The sequence below is a fragment of the Peribacillus glennii genome (genome assembly GCF_003429105.1).
GTDB classification, from domain to species: domain Bacteria; phylum Bacillota; class Bacilli; order Bacillales; family DSM-1321; genus Peribacillus; species Peribacillus glennii.
This window is the reverse complement of sequence record NZ_QVTD01000003.1, coordinates 380,753-396,826: the sequence shown is the minus strand read 5'-3', so window position 1 is coordinate 396,826 and position 16,074 is coordinate 380,753. Positions and strand designations below refer to the sequence as shown.

Genomic DNA, 16,074 nt, shown 5'->3' with positions numbered 1-16,074 from the left:
TAAGTTCGTTTTAAATCTATTCATACCGTGCAAGGAGGGGAAAGAGTGAATAATACAGTGTTGGGCGGACTCAAAATATTGAATTTAGCCGAGCAATACCCAGGTCCCTACGCTACTTTAATATTGTCAGATCTCGGTGCCGATGTAATAAATGTTGAACGGCCGATTGGAGGAGATCCTGCGCGCCAATTTGATGCATTCTATCAATCTATTAATAGGAATAAACGGTCTTTGGCACTCGATCTCAAATCAGAAAAAGGTAGGCAAATATTCTTGGAACTTGCGCGTGATGCTGATGTAATCCTTGAAGGATATAGACCAGGTGTTGCGAAACGATTAGGAATCTCGTATGAGGATATTTCAGCTATTAATGATCGGATAGTTTATGCTTCCATATCCGGTTTTGGCCAGGATGGGCCTTATAAAAACCGGCCAGCCCATGATTTATCCTATCAATCCATTGCCGGAATGCTATATCGGCAAGTAGATTCCGGGCAGTCATTTCAAGTTCCAAAAGTGGAAACGGGTGATCTCTCTTCTGGGATGTTTGCTGCCATTGGTGTACTTTCGGGATTATTCTTGAGGCAGCAAACAGGCAAAGGAACATATATCGACGTTTCCATGACTGATGGCTTAGTTTCTTGGATGACTACCAACCTGGTTCCATTTATTAATAAAATGGGCCAGCCCGGTCTACCTGCTGAACCAGGATATTATATTTACAAAACCCAAGATGGAAAATTAATCAGTATAAGCATCGCGCATGAAGATTGGTTTTGGGTCGATTTTTGCAATGAGATTGGTCTAAGTGAATTAACACATTTAAAAAGTGAAGAACGGCGCACACGTTTTGAAGAATTAAAGCAAAAGGTGTCACAGGCAATTTCCAAACATACAAGGAAAGAATGGGAAGAACGTTTTGAAAAAGCTGGAATACCTTTTGGCTCCGTTTTAAGCTTGGAAGAAGTCCAGCATGACCCTCAATTCACACAAAGAGGACTGTTTGTAGAAATTCCAGAATGCAATGATCGACCTGCAATGACCCATGTCCGCCAACCTTTAAAATTTGAAGGACGTGAAACAATTCCAACCAAACATGCACCACATTTAGGTGAACATTCCAGGGTGATCTTACGGGAAATCGGTTATGCCGAAGATGAGATTGATGATCTATTTAGCAAAAATATTTGTTACGAAGAATTATCGAAGCAACACCATTCATGAGATGAAGGGGAGTGAATTTATGAAGGACATTTTAGATTTATCCGGAAAAATTGCGCTTGTCACAGGTGCTGGGCAAGGCGTTGGGAGACAAATTGCATTGCATTTTGCTGAATATAATGCGAAGGCTGTAATTGTAAATGATTTCAATGCAGATCGCGCAAATGAAACAGCCAATCTGATTTCTGAATTAAATAAAGATACAGAAGCATTTGCTGCAGTATCGGATGTAACCCGCTGGGATTCTGTACAGGATATGGTGCAGCAAGCCATAAACAAGTTCGGGCGAATAGATATCCTTGTCAATAACGCAGGTAACGCTGGTGCATCAACGCCAGAAGCAATGGCAAAACAGAAGACGTTCATTGAAACAACCCCGGATGAATGGGATCAGTGGATTGGTGTAAATTATTTTGGTCCAATGTACACATGCAGGGCTGTACTCCCAAGTATGGTTTCAAATCAGTATGGGAAAATCGTAAACATTATTTCGGACGCTGGCAGGGTCGGCGAGCCAAAATTGGTCGTTTATTCAGGAGCAAAAGCCGGGGCAGCGGGGTTTACTCGCGGACTTGCCAAAGAAATCAGCCGCTATAATATCACTGCGAACTGTGTGGCACTCTCTACCATGAATACTCCTGGCGTTTCTAGTTTTACTGAAAATGAAGAAATCCTTAAAAAGATGCTTAAGAAATACCCGATTAAACGAATTGGTGAACCAGAAGACGCAGCAAATGCCGTATTATTCTTATCTTCTGATGCATCAAGCTGGATAACAGGGCAAACATACCCAGTCAATGGGGGATATTCATTTAACCAATAGTTGGAAAAATCGTTCCACCCAATTAATTTTCCCAATTTTTCGATATTCTAACCTTAGTGCCAGAAGAGGGGATGAAAATATGAACACGATTATGTATGAACAAGATGAGGTTTACGGCATTATCCGGCTCAATCGTCCTGAAGTATTGAATGCCTTGAATATTGCAATCGTTGAAGATTTTATTGAATTACTGGCTAAGCTGGAGGATCAAGTAGAACCGCGGGTACTCATTATTACAGGAACAGAACGGGCTTTTAGTGCGGGTGCGGATTTAAAATCGATTTATACCATGCAACAGACAGGACAGCTTAACCCTACTGAAAAATTGTTAAATGCAGTGACAACACTATTTAATAAACTAGAAACCTACACAAAACCAGTAATTGCCGCGATTGATGGCATTGCATATGGTGGGGGATGCGAACTTGCTCTAGCCTGTGATTTCCGCATCGCAACAACCAATGCAAGGATAGGATTATCCGAAGTAAAGCTCGGCGTTCTTCCAGCTGGGGGCGGAACGCAGCGCCTGCCACGTTTAATCGGTTTATCACGTGCGAAATACATGCTGCTATCAGGTGAACCGGTTGAGGTTAACACTTTACAAGAATGGGGTTTAATTCATGAAGTGGTTTCTTCGGAAGAGCTAATCGCTAAGGCTAAAGCATTTTCAGCTCCATTCTTAAATGGTGCCCCATTATCTCATAAAGCGATTAAAAGCCTGGCAGTATCTTCTACCAATACAGATTTAAATACAGGTCTTGAAATAGAAAGGCATTGGTCCAACCAACTGCATGGATCAAATGATGCAAAAGAAGGGATAGCAGCCTTTAATCAGAAAAGAAAGCCGGTGTTCCAAGGCCAATAATAATAAGCTGTACTTTACAACGTGAATCTCTACTGCGGATTACCTTTCAAAGGAGCAGGGGTGAAAATATGAAATTAGAATTAAGCGAAGAGCAGCAAATGTTGAAACAAACAATAAAAAGATTTCTGGAGAACGAGATTAGACCCTATGCAGAAGAATATACGGACCAGTTAATACCGAAAGAATTGGCCCATGAATTATTAAAAAAATTGATTCCATTTGGCTTTATAGTCGGCCCTTTTCCTGAAGAGGCTGGCGGAATGAATTTGGATACCATTTCCCAAGGCATACTTTATGAGGAGCTGTTCCGTGTCTTTCCTGGTCTAGGGGGAATTGCCTTCATTACACAAGATACCGCGCTGTCTCTTTATGAAGATGGGAATGAAGAACAAATAAATCGTTTCATCCCTAAGCTTTTATCAGGCGACTATATTGGATGTGTTGCTGTAACAGAGCCTGATGTCGGTTCGAATCCCTCCGACGTAAAAACCCGGGCAATTCTGGAAGATGGCAGATATAGAATGAATGGGCAAAAGATATGGATTTCAAATGGAAGTATATCTGATCTTGCCATTGTCCTTGCCCGTACAGAAAAAGAGGCTGGAAAAAAATCAGTAAGCAGATTTATCGTTGAACGTTCTGTCAGCGAATATAGTACCAAGGATATTAAAAAGCTAGGGCTGAATGCATGGCCGACATCTGAACTTTTTTTTGACGATATTTCTGTCCCTGAAGAAAATTTGCTGGGAGAAACAGGAGAAGGTCTAAAGTCCACCCTTAAAGCTTTCGAAAGAGCCCGCTGCTTTGTTGCACTGTACTCAATCGGTATTTCTCAGGCATCTGTGGACGCAACAATTCAATATGTGAAAGACAGGCAGCAATGGGGTAAACCAATCGGCCAGCACCAAATGGTCCAGGATATGCTCGCGGAAATGCTGACTGAACTCGATGCAGCGAGATTGTTGGCATATAGAGGTCTTTACTTAATTGGAAAAGGTGTCCGTTGTGATACGCAAACTTCAATGGCTAAATATTATGCCACAGAAGCAGGGGTAAAGATTACTTCAAATGCGATCCAAATTCATGGCGGATACGGCTTATCAAAAGAATTTCCTGTCGAGAGGTATTTTAGGGATGCGCGAATGTTAACGATTCCGGATGGCACAAGCCAAATCCAGAAATTAATAATCGCCCGTAATTCCATTGGATTAGCGGCATTCAAGTAATCTAGGAAGGGAGAAATTCTTGATGGAGATACACGGTAGATTGTTTTATAAACCAGACGATTCTAAACAGAAGCCGTATTTAATTGGAAGCGCTTGCCAACAGTGCGGGGATATTCATTTTCCCCCGAAAGGCGCATGTCCTAACTGTTTGAAGCCTAATACTTTACAAGAAGTGAAAATAGGTGAAAAAGGAAAAATAAGTTCTTTTTCGATACTGCACGTCGCACCCCCGGGTTTTCCGGTACCGCATGTTCAGGCCATGGTGAAACTGGATGAAGGGCCATTGGTATTCAGTATATTAAAAACGGAAGATATTGATTCAGTTGCCTTGAATCAGCTGGTGCGGCTCACAATAGGACCGGTCCGCAGGAGTGAAAATGGTGAAGAAATCGTCGGGTGGATGTACCAGCCGGAAGGAGGGCGTTGATGGTGAATGATGTTGCTGTTTTAGGAATTGGCATGCACCCATTCGGAAAGTTCGAAAACAAACATCTTAAAGATCTAGCCAATACAGCCATTTGGAATGCGATTGAAGATGCTGGAATTCATGCGAGTAAAATACAAGCAGCATATGTAGGAAATTGTCTTGGCGGACTGCTTGTAGGCCAGGAATCAGTCCGGGGGCAAGTAATCCTCCGGCATGCAGGATTTAAGGGAATTCCTATCGTGAATGTGGAAAATGCATGTGCCACGGCATCCACTGCCTTTCGTATGGCATGGCTCAGCGTCAAGTCAGGATTGCATGATGTTGTGCTGGCAGTAGGCGTGGAAAAAATGTTTGTGGGCAATACAGCGAAATCAATTGAAGCGTTATCAACAGCTACAGATATAGAAGTCTGTGGAAATATGGGATTGCAGTTTACATCGATTTATGCGATGAATATCAGGAAAAAAATGGATCGGTATGGTTGGACAAAAGAGGATTTGGGATTAGTTGCCGAAAAGAATTCCTACAACGGTTCATTAAACCCATATGCTCAATTTAAGAAGCCGCTTTCAAAAGAAGAAGTGCTGGCTTCCAAGATGATTGCTGATCCTATCACTTTATTCATGGCTTCCCCTATGGGAGACGGTGCGGCAGCGGCCATAGTCTGCAATGAAAAAATCGCAAGACAGCTGAAAAAAGGGAACCCGATCATCCGGGTCGCTGCATCGGAACTAAGCAGCGGGCATGCTTCCATGCTTGAATCAACACCTAAAGAAAGCACTACATACACGACTGCCCTCAAAGCTTATGAACAAGCGGGTGTTGGACCGGAGGATATAGACCTTGCCGAAGTTCATGATGCAATGTCCCCTGCGGAACTAAAAATTTATGAAGAATTGGGCTTATGTAATGAAGGAGATGCGATTAAGTTAATACGGGAAGGCAGGACGAAAATTTCGGGTGATATACCAGTGAATCCAAGCGGAGGATTGGCGTCCAGGGGGCATCCAGTCGGTGCAACCGGATTGGCACAGATCGCTGAAGTGGTCTGGCAATTGCGCGGGGAAGCAGGAAAAAGGCAAGTTCGGAGTGGAGATGGAAAGTTGCCTAGATTTGGATTGACCCAAAATGATGGAGGTTATGTTGAAGGTGATCAAGCAGCCTCCTGTATTCATATTTTATCCAGGGTTTAGCCAGAAAGTTTAACAGTTAAGGAGAACCGTTCCTAGCAGGAAATGGTTCTCCAAGCTAGTAATTATTATATAAGTGTACTCATACATGAATAACTCCTGTGCAAAATTATTTTTGGAAGGAGATTAATTAATGAAGGTTAACTTTGGAAGAATCCTATTGCAAACTGCCAGACAGTTCTCCGATAAAAAAGCACTGGTAAATGTTGAAAAGAATCGGAGCTACACATTTATGGAGCTGCATCTGTTAGCCAATAAGATTTGCAATATGATGAGAGACCGGTTTGGTCTTAAAAGTGGAGATGTATATGGCAACTTATTGGAAAATGATAATAATAGCCTCTTCAACGTATGGGTGACAAAATCAGAACCTAGTGGATTATGGTTCAATTATCGTGACTCCTTCGATGAACACATGTATCAGATTGATTATGTAAATCCTAAACTAATTTTTGTGGAAAATGAAATTTTAGAGAAAGAAAACTATTATAACGCTTTCAGGGAGCGCGGGATGGAAATAGTCTGCATGGAAAAACCAAGGCAGGAACTCCCGGGAGTCCAATACTTTTGGGACTTGATTGAAACCGCTAGTGATGCAGAAGTCGAGGTCGAGTATGACATTGATGAACATATCACGCTTTATAGATTCACTGGTGGCACTACAGGCAGGGGAAAGTGCGCAGCCTATTCTCTGCGAAACTTCCTGGCAGGTGCAAACCATATATATGGATTTGAAGAAAATATCTTTACCAAAGATGTCAAACACCTTCACATTACACCTCTGTCACACGCAAGTTCGCTGTTTGTACTTCCGATACATTTTAAAGGGGGGACACAATACACCATCAATCTTCCGAACCTTGAACATTTTAGCGAAGCGGTTCAATTTCATCAAATCACATCGACTTTCGTCGTTCCTACCATACTTTATCATCTGGTCGATCTGGGACTTGAAGAGAAGTACGACCTCAGTAGTTTAAATACTGTATTCTATGGGGCTTCCCCGATGAGTCCCTCGAAATTGGAAATCCTCCATGAGAAATTTGGCAATATATTCATCCAGGCGTATGGAGCTACCGAAGCCTGGCCAATGGCGGTAGTACTTGGAAAAGCAGATCATATAGTTACCAATGAGAAAGATAAAAAACGACTATCCTCAACTGGAAAGGTTCTTCCAACTGTTGAAATCAGAATAGTGGATGACAATGGAAAAGATATGCCTGTAGGGGAGCCTGGTGAGATTTGGATCAGGGGAGCAAATGTTATCAAAGGGTACCACAAGGACATAGAAGAAACAAGGGCCAATTTCACAGAAAATGGTTTTTGGAAATCCGGCGATATCGCTTACTTTGACGAAAGTGGCTATGTTTTCATTGTTGACAGGAAGAAGGATATGATTATCACTGGAGGATTCAATGTATATGCAATTGAAGTTGAAAACGCTTTAAATTCACACCATGCTGTACAGCAATCTGTAGTTATTGGCATTCCCCATGAGCAATGGGGAGAATCCGTTCATGCTGAAGTGATTTTGAAAGAATCGATGACAATTACCGAAGAGGAATTGATCAATTTTACAAAAGATAAAATAGGGAGATACAAGGTTCCTAAGTCCATCAAATTTGTCAACGAGCTTCCTCTCAGTACAGTAGGAAAGGTATTAAGAAGAAAGGTAAGGGATAAGTACTGGAAGGAAAAGGCCAGAAAAATCAATTAATGTACGCGTTCACATGAATCCTGTGAATATGTGTGTTAGCACAACGGTTTATATTTTAGCCGTTGTGCTTTAGTAATAATTAGTTTATTGAACCCGGAAATCTGGCAGGGGGAATCTAACGGCTATGATTAAATTATCAAACGACTCTCTGGATACTTCACAAAACCGTGTGTGTGCACTGTTGGGAATTGAATTGCCCGTTATAGAAGGCGGATTGGCATATGTCGGAAACGGTTTGTTGGCTGCAGCTGTTTCAGAAGGCGGGGGATTTGGGCAGATAGGCTGTGCTGGAAGAACCGTTGATAATTTTGAAAGGGAAATAGTAATTGCCAGCCAAAAAACCAATAAACCATTTGGGGTGAATTTACCGATCAGCGCCCATTCGGATTACACACCATACTTTGAAATAGTGAGAAGGCATAAGTCCCGAATCAAGGCGGTAAGCTTTGGCGGCGGGAATCCGGCACCTTATATCCAACTCGTTAAAGAAATAGGGCTGATTGTAATGGTGGTAATTTCCACACCTGTGCAAGCGGCTAAAGCTGAAGCTTTTGGAGCTGATATTGTGATATGTGAAGGATATGAAGCGGGCGGTCACAATGGCAAAGCAGAACTTACTTCATTCACCCTTATTCCACAAATCGCTAGAGCTGTCTCGATTCCAATAGTCGCGGCGGGTGGGGTATGCGATGCAAGGGGATTTGTTGCTTCATTGGTGCTTGGGGCAGATGGGGTACAGATGGGAACAAGGTTTGTAGCTACAACAGAATGTGAAGCCCATACTAATTATAAGGAATTACTGACTGAAGCAAAAGGTGAATCCACAACCGTTATATCAAGGCATATAAAGGGTCCTCTACGAGTTTACAAAAATGAGTATGCACAGAGGGTAATGGAAATAGAGCGGCAAAACTGGGATAAAACAGAAAACGTGCTTCCCTTTATCAAGGGGACAAAAAATAAAACGGCAGCCATTGATGGGGTCGTAGGTAGTGGATATATAGCGGCTGGGCAGGTAGCCAGCCTGATTGACCATATTGAAAGCGCGTCCGAAATCGTAAGGCGAATGTCCATTGAGGCAGCAGAAATTTTGCAATCTTTTCATAGAGCGTAATGGAGTTAGTTACTCTTTCAAACTTTATGGAGCATATAACAAAATGGAGGAGGGTCCGTCACAATGAAATTTGAGGAACTGCCCCCCAGCACAACATTTAAAACTTCTACCTATAAAGTCACCAGGGAGAACATTTATAGCTTTTCATCCGAATTTGATCCACAATACATGCACATAAACGAGGAAAAAGCAGAAAAAAGTATGTTTGGCGGTATCATCACTTCCGGTTTGCACACATTGAGCATCACTTGGAAGCTGTGGGTTGAGATGAATTTGATTGCAGATGATGTCATTGGGGGAGTCGGCATGGATCACGTCAAATTTCTGGCGCCAGTTTTTCCAGAAGATGAATTGAGGGTGGAAGCAAATATAATTGAAAAGAAAGAGCACCCCAGGAAAAAAGACAGAGGGTTTTTTACTGTTTTGCTAAAAACTTTCAACCAAGAAAATGTGTTGGTTTTGAGGGCGGAAGTCACTGGGTTAGTTAAACGAATAAACCCTGCATAACCTGCTTTTCAATTCTTTTAAGGTTCATACAGAATGATGTGGAACACTGTTTACAGGACTAATATATAACGAGACCATCAAGTTTCATCATATATGATCAGAAGGCAAGGAACCTTTCATTAACCAACGAATTTTGAGGGGATGAGATATATGGGAAACATTAAGGGAGAATCAAAAAAGAGAAACATAAGAGAAACCAAATTATTGGATCGGATTGAACAGACAGATCGGATTTTATATAAAATGCTGGAACGTCGTGCAAGCGAATCTCCAGATTTGGAATTGTTTCGGACAGTGGATGGAGAAATCTATTCTTTCGGAGCTGTAAATAATCACGCAAACCAATTGGCAAATGGTCTATCGTCAATAGGGGTGCGGCCAAAAGATACAGTTTGCTGGATGCTTCCGACAAGTCCGGAAAGCATGGGTTACTGGTTTGCTCTTTCCAAGTGTGGGGCAGTTGAAATTTGTATAAATGAAGCATATCGCGGAGAAATCCTGCAATATGTTTTAAATGATTCAAGAGCTAAAACACTGATCATTCATGCAAAATACTATTCCCGTATAATGGAAATAGCAGATGGGCTGACTAATCTGCAGCGGGTCGTTATAGTTGGGGATGACGAACTGGACATTGGAAAATTGGTAAAACCGCTTCATGTTGAACTCTACTCGCATTTTAACTTTAAAGACAAACAGCCAGTGGAAATTGCCTATCAGGAACAGAATCCATCGTTCCATGAGACAAGTACTATTATATATACATCAGGGACGACTGGCCAATCAAAAGGAGTTATGATCAGCCACCATATGTTATTTTTTTATGGGCTAACATATGTTGAAAGCATTGGGATAAATAAAGAAGACATCATTTATCACTTTCTGCCGTTTTTCCATGTCTCCGGACGGCAGCTTGTCGGTGGCGCAATTATTTCTGGAGCCAGATTTGTACTAAGGGAAAGATTTAGCGTTACTAATTTTTGGAAGGATATTAAATCTAACAATTGCACACAAGTAGTGGCTGTGGGCGGTACGCCTTCATTGATCCTGGCTGAAGAAGAATCACCGGATGATGGAGATAATCCGCTGGAAGTTGTGTGGGCAGTACCTGCATTGCCAAATATTTACTCCAAGTTTGAGGAACGATTCAATACACGTGTGACTGTCCCATTCGGTGGCACAGAAATGACCTATATCACCAAACCCGACCTTAGGGAGGGTGCAGCAAAAAAGGGATCCTCGGGGATAGCGAATGATTATTTTGAAATCAGAATCGTAGATTACCATGACAATATTCTAGCTCACGGTGAAATAGGGGAAATAGTCGTGAGACCAAAAATTTCTGAAATCATTTTACAGGGATACTGGAACAAACCGGAAAGCACAGTCATTAGTTTAAGAAATGCATGGTATCACACAGGGGATTTAGGTTATTTAGATGAACAGGGCTATTTATTTTTTACCGATCGCAAAAAGGATTCCATCAGAAGGCGTGGAGAGAATATATCTTCTTCAGAAGTAGAGAACATCATTTCAAAACATGAAGAAGTTGTTCATTGTGCGGCAGTGCCTGTTGCATCGGAAATCGGTGAAGATGAAGTCAAAATTTGCTTGACCCTGAGGTCCCAAACTACTTTTGATCGTGTCGAGTTTATAAAATGGTGTTTTGATCGGATGCCCTATTTTATGGTACCTCGGTTCTTGGAAATTCTTGATGCTATGCCGCTCACAGCCCTCGGAAAAATAGAAAAATATAAGCTTGGCGAAATAGGGGCAAATACTTGGGACGTTGAGCAAGCAGGCTACCGGATTACACGTGACGGAATAATGCCGAGTCAGCGATAAAGCGTAGCTGGAAAATAATGAGCGAAATAGCAATGAAACACGGAGATGTTAATCAGTTAACTGATGGAAGAGTGTTTTCTCATGATACCGTTACGAGGGATAATTTGATGAACCAATCCAAGGTAAACCGGCTTCCGATTAGAGTCGATTGGCTCACCATTCATGTGAATTCCCTAAACAGTATAGTGCGCTTTGTTCTTGTATAAAATAAATCGTGATATAAAAAAGGTGATGTCCCTAAACAGACTCCACCTTTTCTTTGTGAATAAGACTGTGAATGATATTTGTTTTGGTTTTCTCGAACTGCTTTTCATAGTATTTTTCAAGGACACTGCCAATTTGGAAGTCGTCCTTGTATTCAAGCCATTTTGTGTGAGAGCTGAAATCTTTCCAGGTAAGGTTGATTTCGTTGGTTTTTTTCATGGTGGCTCTTATCAGTCTGGCGAATTTCTTTTTGCCGGAACTGTTCATTTTCCCATTGGTAAAATGAAGTTCGCTAGCTAATCTTTTTGGCTTTTGTACGGCGTGTATGTCGAACTTGTTTTGGAGCACTGTAAAGATTTTCGCCGTACCTTGTGCGTCACTTAGAGCTCTGTGGGAATTTTCATTATCTTGGATGTCTAAATGGGCAAGAGCAGATGAAAGGCTTGGCGTGCTAAAGGTTTCTAAAACTCCGTACATGTATACTTCCTGGATATCCAAAAGGGCAGAAGGCCGGAAAAGGCCGAGTCCGAATCGGCTGCAATCAGCCTGGAAGAAGCGGTAATCTTCTTTTCCCCATGAAACGAAGACATAGTGCTCCCCGAGGAAATGAACGAAATGGCGATAGGCTTCTTTGAACCGGGGGGCATCCTTGACCATATCTTCTGTAATATGAGTAAGCTTGGCCGTAAAGTTTGAAAGGGAACAGGAGGGTTTAACTAAAGTTGAAAAAGTTTCGAGTATTGTTCCGCTTTCGTCAAGCTTCACTGCTCCTATTTCAATGATTTCGCTTGGCTTGTCCGTTGTATAATTAAAACTGTTTCTCTCAACATCTACAATTATATAGCTCATAAGTACCACCTTTTCTATTTATTCATTATAACAGAAAAAGTGGTTCCCGTTTTGTTAAATATTTGGAAGTGGCTCACTAGGCGAAGTTTATTTTATATAAAGCGACGATAAAAAAGAAACCTGGAATACGAAATTCCAGGCGTCAATCGATAAACTTTATTTCCGATTTAGGAGTTCGAGGACTCAGGGGTTACAGAATCTTTTTTGGCGTCAGGTTTTTTTTGGTTGCCGTTGCCTGGATTTGTTTTTGGAGGCTGATTCCCTGTATCAGAATCATCGTCTGAGCCGCCGGGATCTTGCTGATTATCGCCGTCCCCGTTTCCAGGGTCCGTGCCAGGCGTGCCTGTGTCAGGCGGAGTGCCTCCTGACCCGTTATCATTATCCTCGTCATCACCGTTGCCAGCATCGTTCCCGTTATCATTGCCATCATCGTTTCCGTCATCATTGTCGTCCTTGTTTCCTTTTTTATTACCATTATCTTTATCTTTATCTTTATCTTTTTCTTTTTTCTGGCCAGGAGGAGTGGTGTCACCCGGATTTTCGGTTTGTTCTTCAGTATCTTCATCTTCTGCTGGTGCTGAAGCTGGTTCACTTACTTTTTTCTCTTCTTTTTTAGGGCTCTTGGCTACTTGAACCGGCATATGGCCTCTGACGTAGTATTCGCTGCCGCTCTGCGCAACGCTTGAAGGCATTTCGAAGTCAGCCGTGGCTACGTCTTTAGAAGCATATTCCATTAAATTCTTAAACAGATATTTAGGGATTTTTTGAGATTCCTTCCCTAAATATTCCTTCTTGTTTTCTTCAGGGTCGTACCCGGCCCAAACCGCAATTGTAAAATTCGTTGTATATCCAGCCATCCAGCTGTCCGGGACCCCTTCCGAAGGGATGCCATACTTAAGCCGGTCTTCTGCAGAGAAGTTTGTAGAACCTGTTTTTCCTGCTACAGGAAGATACGGGATATTCGCCAGTGTTCCTGTACCATAGCCTTCCTTCAGTACGCTCTTTAGCATATCTGAAATGATAAAGGCGGTAGATTCCTTCATGACTGCTTTTGACTCCACGTTGTTTTTGACCGAGGTCTTATCCCTAAGTACAATCTTTTTCACTGAATGCGGTTTTGTGTAAATCCCGCCATTTCCAAAGGCGCTGTACGCACCGGCCAGCTGCATGGAAGAAATGCCCCGCTCCATTCCGCCGATTGCATAGGCTTCTCCGATTTCATCCGGAAGAGGGAGACCTAAATCGGATCCAAACTCTCTTGCTCTGTCAAGACCTACTTCCTGGATCGTTTTCACTGCCGGAATATTTAATGAGCGGGCGAGGGCTTCCCTGATCGTCATCGTTCCATAATAACGATTGGATGCATTTTTTAACGGTGTTCCATTGGAATATTCATACGGTTCATCCGTTACGAGCTTATGGGTGGACCAATTCAAATATTCAACAGCAGGGCCATAATCAAGGATAGGTTTAATCGTTGAACCTGGCTGGCGCTTTGCGTCAGTCGCGTAATTGAAGCCGCGCGAAATCTTCGTATTCCTGCCGCCGCCAATCGCTCGGATTTCGCCGCTTTTTGTATCAAGCAGTGTGATGCCGGCTTGGAGCTTTTCGCTTGGATAGTTTATGAGCTCATTGGTATTGAGCATTTTATAAACATACTCTTGTGCGTCCTTGTCAAGCGTCGTATGAATCTCCAATCCATCGCTGTACACATTATAGTCGCCCATGGCTTGAACTTCTTCAATTACCTGGTCGATGAAGGCATCATAGGTTTCCATATTCTTTTTGGTTTGTCTTTTCTGGAGGCCTTCCGTGATTGGGATGTCTTGATTCTTATCCATTTCCGCTTTACTGATGAAACCATGCTTATTCATCAGGTGGAGGACCACATCACGCCTTTTTTTGGCCAATTCCTTGTTTTCGTAGGGATTATAAGCGCTCGGGCGTTGTGGCAGGCCGACAAGCGTCGCGACTTCGTTCAACTTTAAATCCTCGAGTTCTTTTCCGTAATATGTTTTGGCAGCCCTGGCAATACCGTTGGCGCGCTCACCATAGAAAATTTTGTTTACATACATTTCAAAGATTTCTTTTTTTGTATATTTTCGTTCCAGCTGGAAGGCCAGCCACATTTCCTGGACTTTCCGTTTCATCGTTTTATCCGCAGTGAGATAGGAACGCTTTACAACCTGCTGGGTAAGAGTACTAGCCCCTTGTGAACCGAAGCCTTGGGTGAAGTTGGCTAAAACCGCGCCTCCGAGGCGATAGAAGTCGATTCCCTGATGGTCGTAAAAACGAACATCCTCAGTAGCCAGCACGGCATCTTCCACTTCTTTAGGTATGTCTTCGTATGCAACAAAGTCACGTTCTGCCCCGACTTCTGTCAACAGTTTGCCCTCTTCATCAAATATCTTTGAGGAAACAGGGTCCCTTAACAGCTTCTCATCCAGTTTTGGAGCGCTACTAATAAAATAGGCGAATGTAGCTCCACCGGCAATGATTCCGATAATCCCGATCGTAATCAGGAAAAGAAAAATGCGTTTAAAAAGACCGCCTGATTTTTTCTTTCCTTTTTTATTCTTTGCTTCCATCTGTTTTCGGCGTTCAAGCCGTGAGTTATATTTTTCAGCCATAAAAACGACCTGCCTTTCATGAGGAATAAAAAAGTCCAGCTATTCGGATATTCCCTAATAAGTCAGGAATCCAACTCGTTGTTCTATTAATTTTAATAAAATAAAAATTTGGTGGATGAGGTTAGGAGCAACTGTGCTGAGTTGGTGCTAGATTTAGAAAATTATAGAAGTGAATTTTTCATTCAGGAGTAATAATAAATTGGTGCAGGGATTTAGTCAATATTAAAGCATTCCCATTTAAAAAAAGGGAATGATCTATCCGGTTCCTGTTTTGTCAAATGCTAGAAGTAAATAGGTCAATATGTCGAAAATCAGAGTATTAAACAAATTGTTGTCGATAAATTCCTTATTTTAAATATCCTACTAAAAACCTCGCCAGAATATCAAATCTCACTGGGAAAGCAAGCAGGGATGTCTTGAAATGGGGGGAGGGGAGCAGGGGAACGTGCACACTGCATTTAACAACTGGGCAGTTCGTTTATTAGAAAACATCGCGGGTATATAGGTAAAAACTAATGCTATGGGGGATTACGGATGAAAAAGGTAGTTTATGGAGTTTACGGTACCAGAGAGGAAGTTATCGGAGCCATCCATGATTTAGAGGCAAAAGGCTTTGATGGCAAGGACATTACCTTGCTTGCTGAAAAGGAAGAAACGCTTGATTTTGCCCGCTACCATAAGGATCTCAAACTGAAAGTTCCAGAGGACTCGCCGGAGGATGACACAATCATCGATAAGGTATTGAAAATTTTTTATGATGCCGGAAATCTCCGACTGGAAGACAACCTTGCAGATGCTGGTTTGAAGGAGGCGGACGCAGACAGATATGTAAGCAGTGTACAAAATGGGGGGATATTAGTTCTTCTTGATAAAGGTAAAAAAATAGGGGGGATTTAATCTATTACGAAGCTGTCATTCCGCAGCTTCATTTTTTTTAAGGCAGTAAAAAAGTTATGTTATTTTCTCCTCCTACTTCTATATTCCAGCGCTTATGCAATCACCCTCCAAAATGCATACCCTTCGTATATTTTTCCAAAGAACACCTTTTAAATGGTAATCTTATAAGATCTTACCTCTTAACTTTTTTCCTTAACCCGGGCTATTTGCGATTGGATAAAAATAGAAATAAGGAATAAATCAGTAAAAATGGTTCATATTCATAAAGAAATAGCCGATAAATAGAGAAGGAGGTGTTCATTGTGAGCTATAAAGAAAACGCATTCCAGGCCTATTTGGATTCTTTAAGGGCTGAAGGAGTTTCAGAAGAGGTTATTAAATATGCAGCCTTAGGTTTTGCTGCAGGATTTGATGCAGGAACACTAAATAATTCCAATGCAACGATACAAATGGGGATGATCAAGACTTTACTGAAGGATGGAATGGTGCATTAACAGGCTGGAAAGTTGCGTGAAAGTGAAAAGAGGTTGCCAGCAGGTGAAAATAAAAGGGAAGAACA

At 42.0% G+C, this 16,074-nt stretch carries 15 protein-coding genes; 13 read left to right on the top strand and 2 right to left on the bottom strand.

Going from position 1 to position 16,074, the window contains the following annotated elements; translation table 11 throughout:
• Positions 1 to 45 precede the first annotated feature (45 nt).
• The 11 genes from D0466_RS03520 (at position 46) to D0466_RS21865 (ending at position 11,141) form a co-directional block, all read left to right on the top strand.
• Positions 46 to 1,224, top strand: a complete 1,179-nt coding sequence (locus D0466_RS03520; protein ID WP_158555803.1) for a CaiB/BaiF CoA transferase family protein — start codon at positions 46 to 48, stop codon at positions 1,222 to 1,224.
• A gap of 19 nt (positions 1,225 to 1,243) precedes the next feature.
• The gene (locus tag D0466_RS03515; protein WP_117321169.1) at positions 1,244 to 2,044 is read left to right on the top strand and encodes an SDR family NAD(P)-dependent oxidoreductase; all 801 of its coding nucleotides are present in this window, start codon (positions 1,244 to 1,246) and stop codon (positions 2,042 to 2,044) included.
• 79 nt (positions 2,045 to 2,123) lie between these two features.
• Positions 2,124 to 2,909, top strand: a complete 786-nt coding sequence (locus tag D0466_RS03510; RefSeq protein ID WP_158555802.1) for an enoyl-CoA hydratase/isomerase family protein — start codon at positions 2,124 to 2,126, stop codon at positions 2,907 to 2,909.
• Between the two features lie 68 nt (positions 2,910 to 2,977).
• Entirely contained in the window at positions 2,978 to 4,135 is a 1,158-nt protein-coding gene (locus tag D0466_RS03505; RefSeq protein WP_117321167.1) for an acyl-CoA dehydrogenase family protein, read from the top strand.
• 22 nt (positions 4,136 to 4,157) lie between these two features.
• A complete protein-coding gene (locus tag D0466_RS03500; protein ID WP_117321166.1) occupies positions 4,158 to 4,562 on the top strand; it encodes a Zn-ribbon domain-containing OB-fold protein in 405 nt (134 codons plus the stop codon).
• Positions 4,562 to 5,755 carry a thiolase C-terminal domain-containing protein gene (locus D0466_RS03495; RefSeq protein WP_117321165.1) on the top strand — a complete coding sequence of 398 codons (1,194 nt, stop codon included), beginning with the start codon at positions 4,562 to 4,564 and terminating at the stop codon, positions 5,753 to 5,755. Before D0466_RS03500 ends, D0466_RS03495 begins: the two co-directional genes overlap by 1 nt.
• Positions 5,756 to 5,885: 130 nt before the next feature.
• A complete protein-coding gene (locus D0466_RS03490; RefSeq protein ID WP_117321164.1) occupies positions 5,886 to 7,469 on the top strand; it encodes a class I adenylate-forming enzyme family protein in 1,584 nt (527 codons plus the stop codon).
• Positions 7,470 to 7,593: 124 nt separating this feature from the next.
• A complete protein-coding gene (locus tag D0466_RS03485; RefSeq protein ID WP_117321163.1) occupies positions 7,594 to 8,583 on the top strand; it encodes an NAD(P)H-dependent flavin oxidoreductase in 990 nt (329 codons plus the stop codon).
• Between the two features lie 63 nt (positions 8,584 to 8,646).
• Positions 8,647 to 9,090 carry a MaoC/PaaZ C-terminal domain-containing protein gene (locus D0466_RS03480; protein ID WP_117321162.1) on the top strand — a complete coding sequence of 148 codons (444 nt, stop codon included), beginning with the start codon at positions 8,647 to 8,649 and terminating at the stop codon, positions 9,088 to 9,090.
• 150 nt (positions 9,091 to 9,240) lie between these two features.
• Positions 9,241 to 10,935: an AMP-binding protein gene (locus D0466_RS03475; protein ID WP_158555801.1), complete on the top strand. Its 1,695-nt coding sequence runs from the start codon at positions 9,241 to 9,243 to the stop codon at positions 10,933 to 10,935.
• A 17-nt stretch (positions 10,936 to 10,952) separates the two neighbouring features.
• The gene (locus D0466_RS21865; RefSeq protein WP_142919881.1) at positions 10,953 to 11,141 is read left to right on the top strand and encodes a hypothetical protein; all 189 of its coding nucleotides are present in this window, start codon (positions 10,953 to 10,955) and stop codon (positions 11,139 to 11,141) included.
• Between the two features lie 31 nt (positions 11,142 to 11,172).
• Here D0466_RS21865 and D0466_RS03470 read toward each other — a convergent pair whose 3' ends face one another.
• Together D0466_RS03470 and D0466_RS03465 are read right to left on the bottom strand one after the other, a co-directional pair.
• Positions 11,173 to 11,988: an exonuclease domain-containing protein gene (locus D0466_RS03470; RefSeq protein WP_117321160.1), complete on the bottom strand. Its 816-nt coding sequence runs from the start codon at positions 11,986 to 11,988 to the stop codon at positions 11,173 to 11,175.
• A 167-nt stretch (positions 11,989 to 12,155) separates the two neighbouring features.
• Entirely contained in the window at positions 12,156 to 14,618 is a 2,463-nt protein-coding gene (locus D0466_RS03465) for a transglycosylase domain-containing protein (protein WP_117321159.1), read from the bottom strand.
• A 534-nt stretch (positions 14,619 to 15,152) separates the two neighbouring features.
• Between D0466_RS03465 and D0466_RS03460 the strand changes: the two genes are divergently transcribed.
• Together D0466_RS03460 and D0466_RS03455 are read left to right on the top strand one after the other, a co-directional pair.
• A complete protein-coding gene (locus D0466_RS03460) occupies positions 15,153 to 15,515 on the top strand; it encodes a general stress protein (protein ID WP_117321158.1) in 363 nt (120 codons plus the stop codon).
• A 302-nt stretch (positions 15,516 to 15,817) separates the two neighbouring features.
• Positions 15,818 to 16,009 (top strand): hypothetical protein, encoded by a 192-nt coding sequence (locus D0466_RS03455; protein WP_117321157.1) that lies wholly within the window; start codon positions 15,818 to 15,820, stop codon positions 16,007 to 16,009.
• The last annotated feature ends 65 nt before the right edge of the window (positions 16,010 to 16,074 follow it).

Excerpts from the sequence above, each read along its gene's own strand:
- D0466_RS03495 (WP_117321165.1), top strand. The coding sequence starts at position 4,562 with ATGGTGAATGATGTTGCTGTTTTAGGAATTGGCATGCACCCATTCGGA.
- D0466_RS03485 (WP_117321163.1), top strand. The coding sequence starts at position 7,594 with ATGATTAAATTATCAAACGACTCTCTGGATACTTCACAAAACCGTGTG.
- D0466_RS03490 (WP_117321164.1), top strand. The coding sequence starts at position 5,886 with ATGAAGGTTAACTTTGGAAGAATCCTATTGCAAACTGCCAGACAGTTC.
- D0466_RS03500 (WP_117321166.1), top strand. The coding sequence starts at position 4,158 with ATGGAGATACACGGTAGATTGTTTTATAAACCAGACGATTCTAAACAG.
- D0466_RS21865 (WP_142919881.1), top strand. The coding sequence starts at position 10,953 with ATGAGCGAAATAGCAATGAAACACGGAGATGTTAATCAGTTAACTGAT.
- D0466_RS03475 (WP_158555801.1), top strand. The coding sequence starts at position 9,241 with ATGGGAAACATTAAGGGAGAATCAAAAAAGAGAAACATAAGAGAAACC.
- D0466_RS03480 (WP_117321162.1), top strand. The coding sequence starts at position 8,647 with ATGAAATTTGAGGAACTGCCCCCCAGCACAACATTTAAAACTTCTACC.
- D0466_RS03515 (WP_117321169.1), top strand. The coding sequence starts at position 1,244 with ATGAAGGACATTTTAGATTTATCCGGAAAAATTGCGCTTGTCACAGGT.
- D0466_RS03465 (WP_117321159.1), bottom strand. The coding sequence starts at position 14,618 with ATGGCTGAAAAATATAACTCACGGCTTGAACGCCGAAAACAGATGGAA.
- D0466_RS03470 (WP_117321160.1), bottom strand. The coding sequence starts at position 11,988 with ATGAGCTATATAATTGTAGATGTTGAGAGAAACAGTTTTAATTATACA.
- D0466_RS03505 (WP_117321167.1), top strand. The coding sequence starts at position 2,978 with ATGAAATTAGAATTAAGCGAAGAGCAGCAAATGTTGAAACAAACAATA.
- D0466_RS03510 (WP_158555802.1), top strand. The coding sequence starts at position 2,124 with ATGAACACGATTATGTATGAACAAGATGAGGTTTACGGCATTATCCGG.
- D0466_RS03460 (WP_117321158.1), top strand. The coding sequence starts at position 15,153 with ATGAAAAAGGTAGTTTATGGAGTTTACGGTACCAGAGAGGAAGTTATC.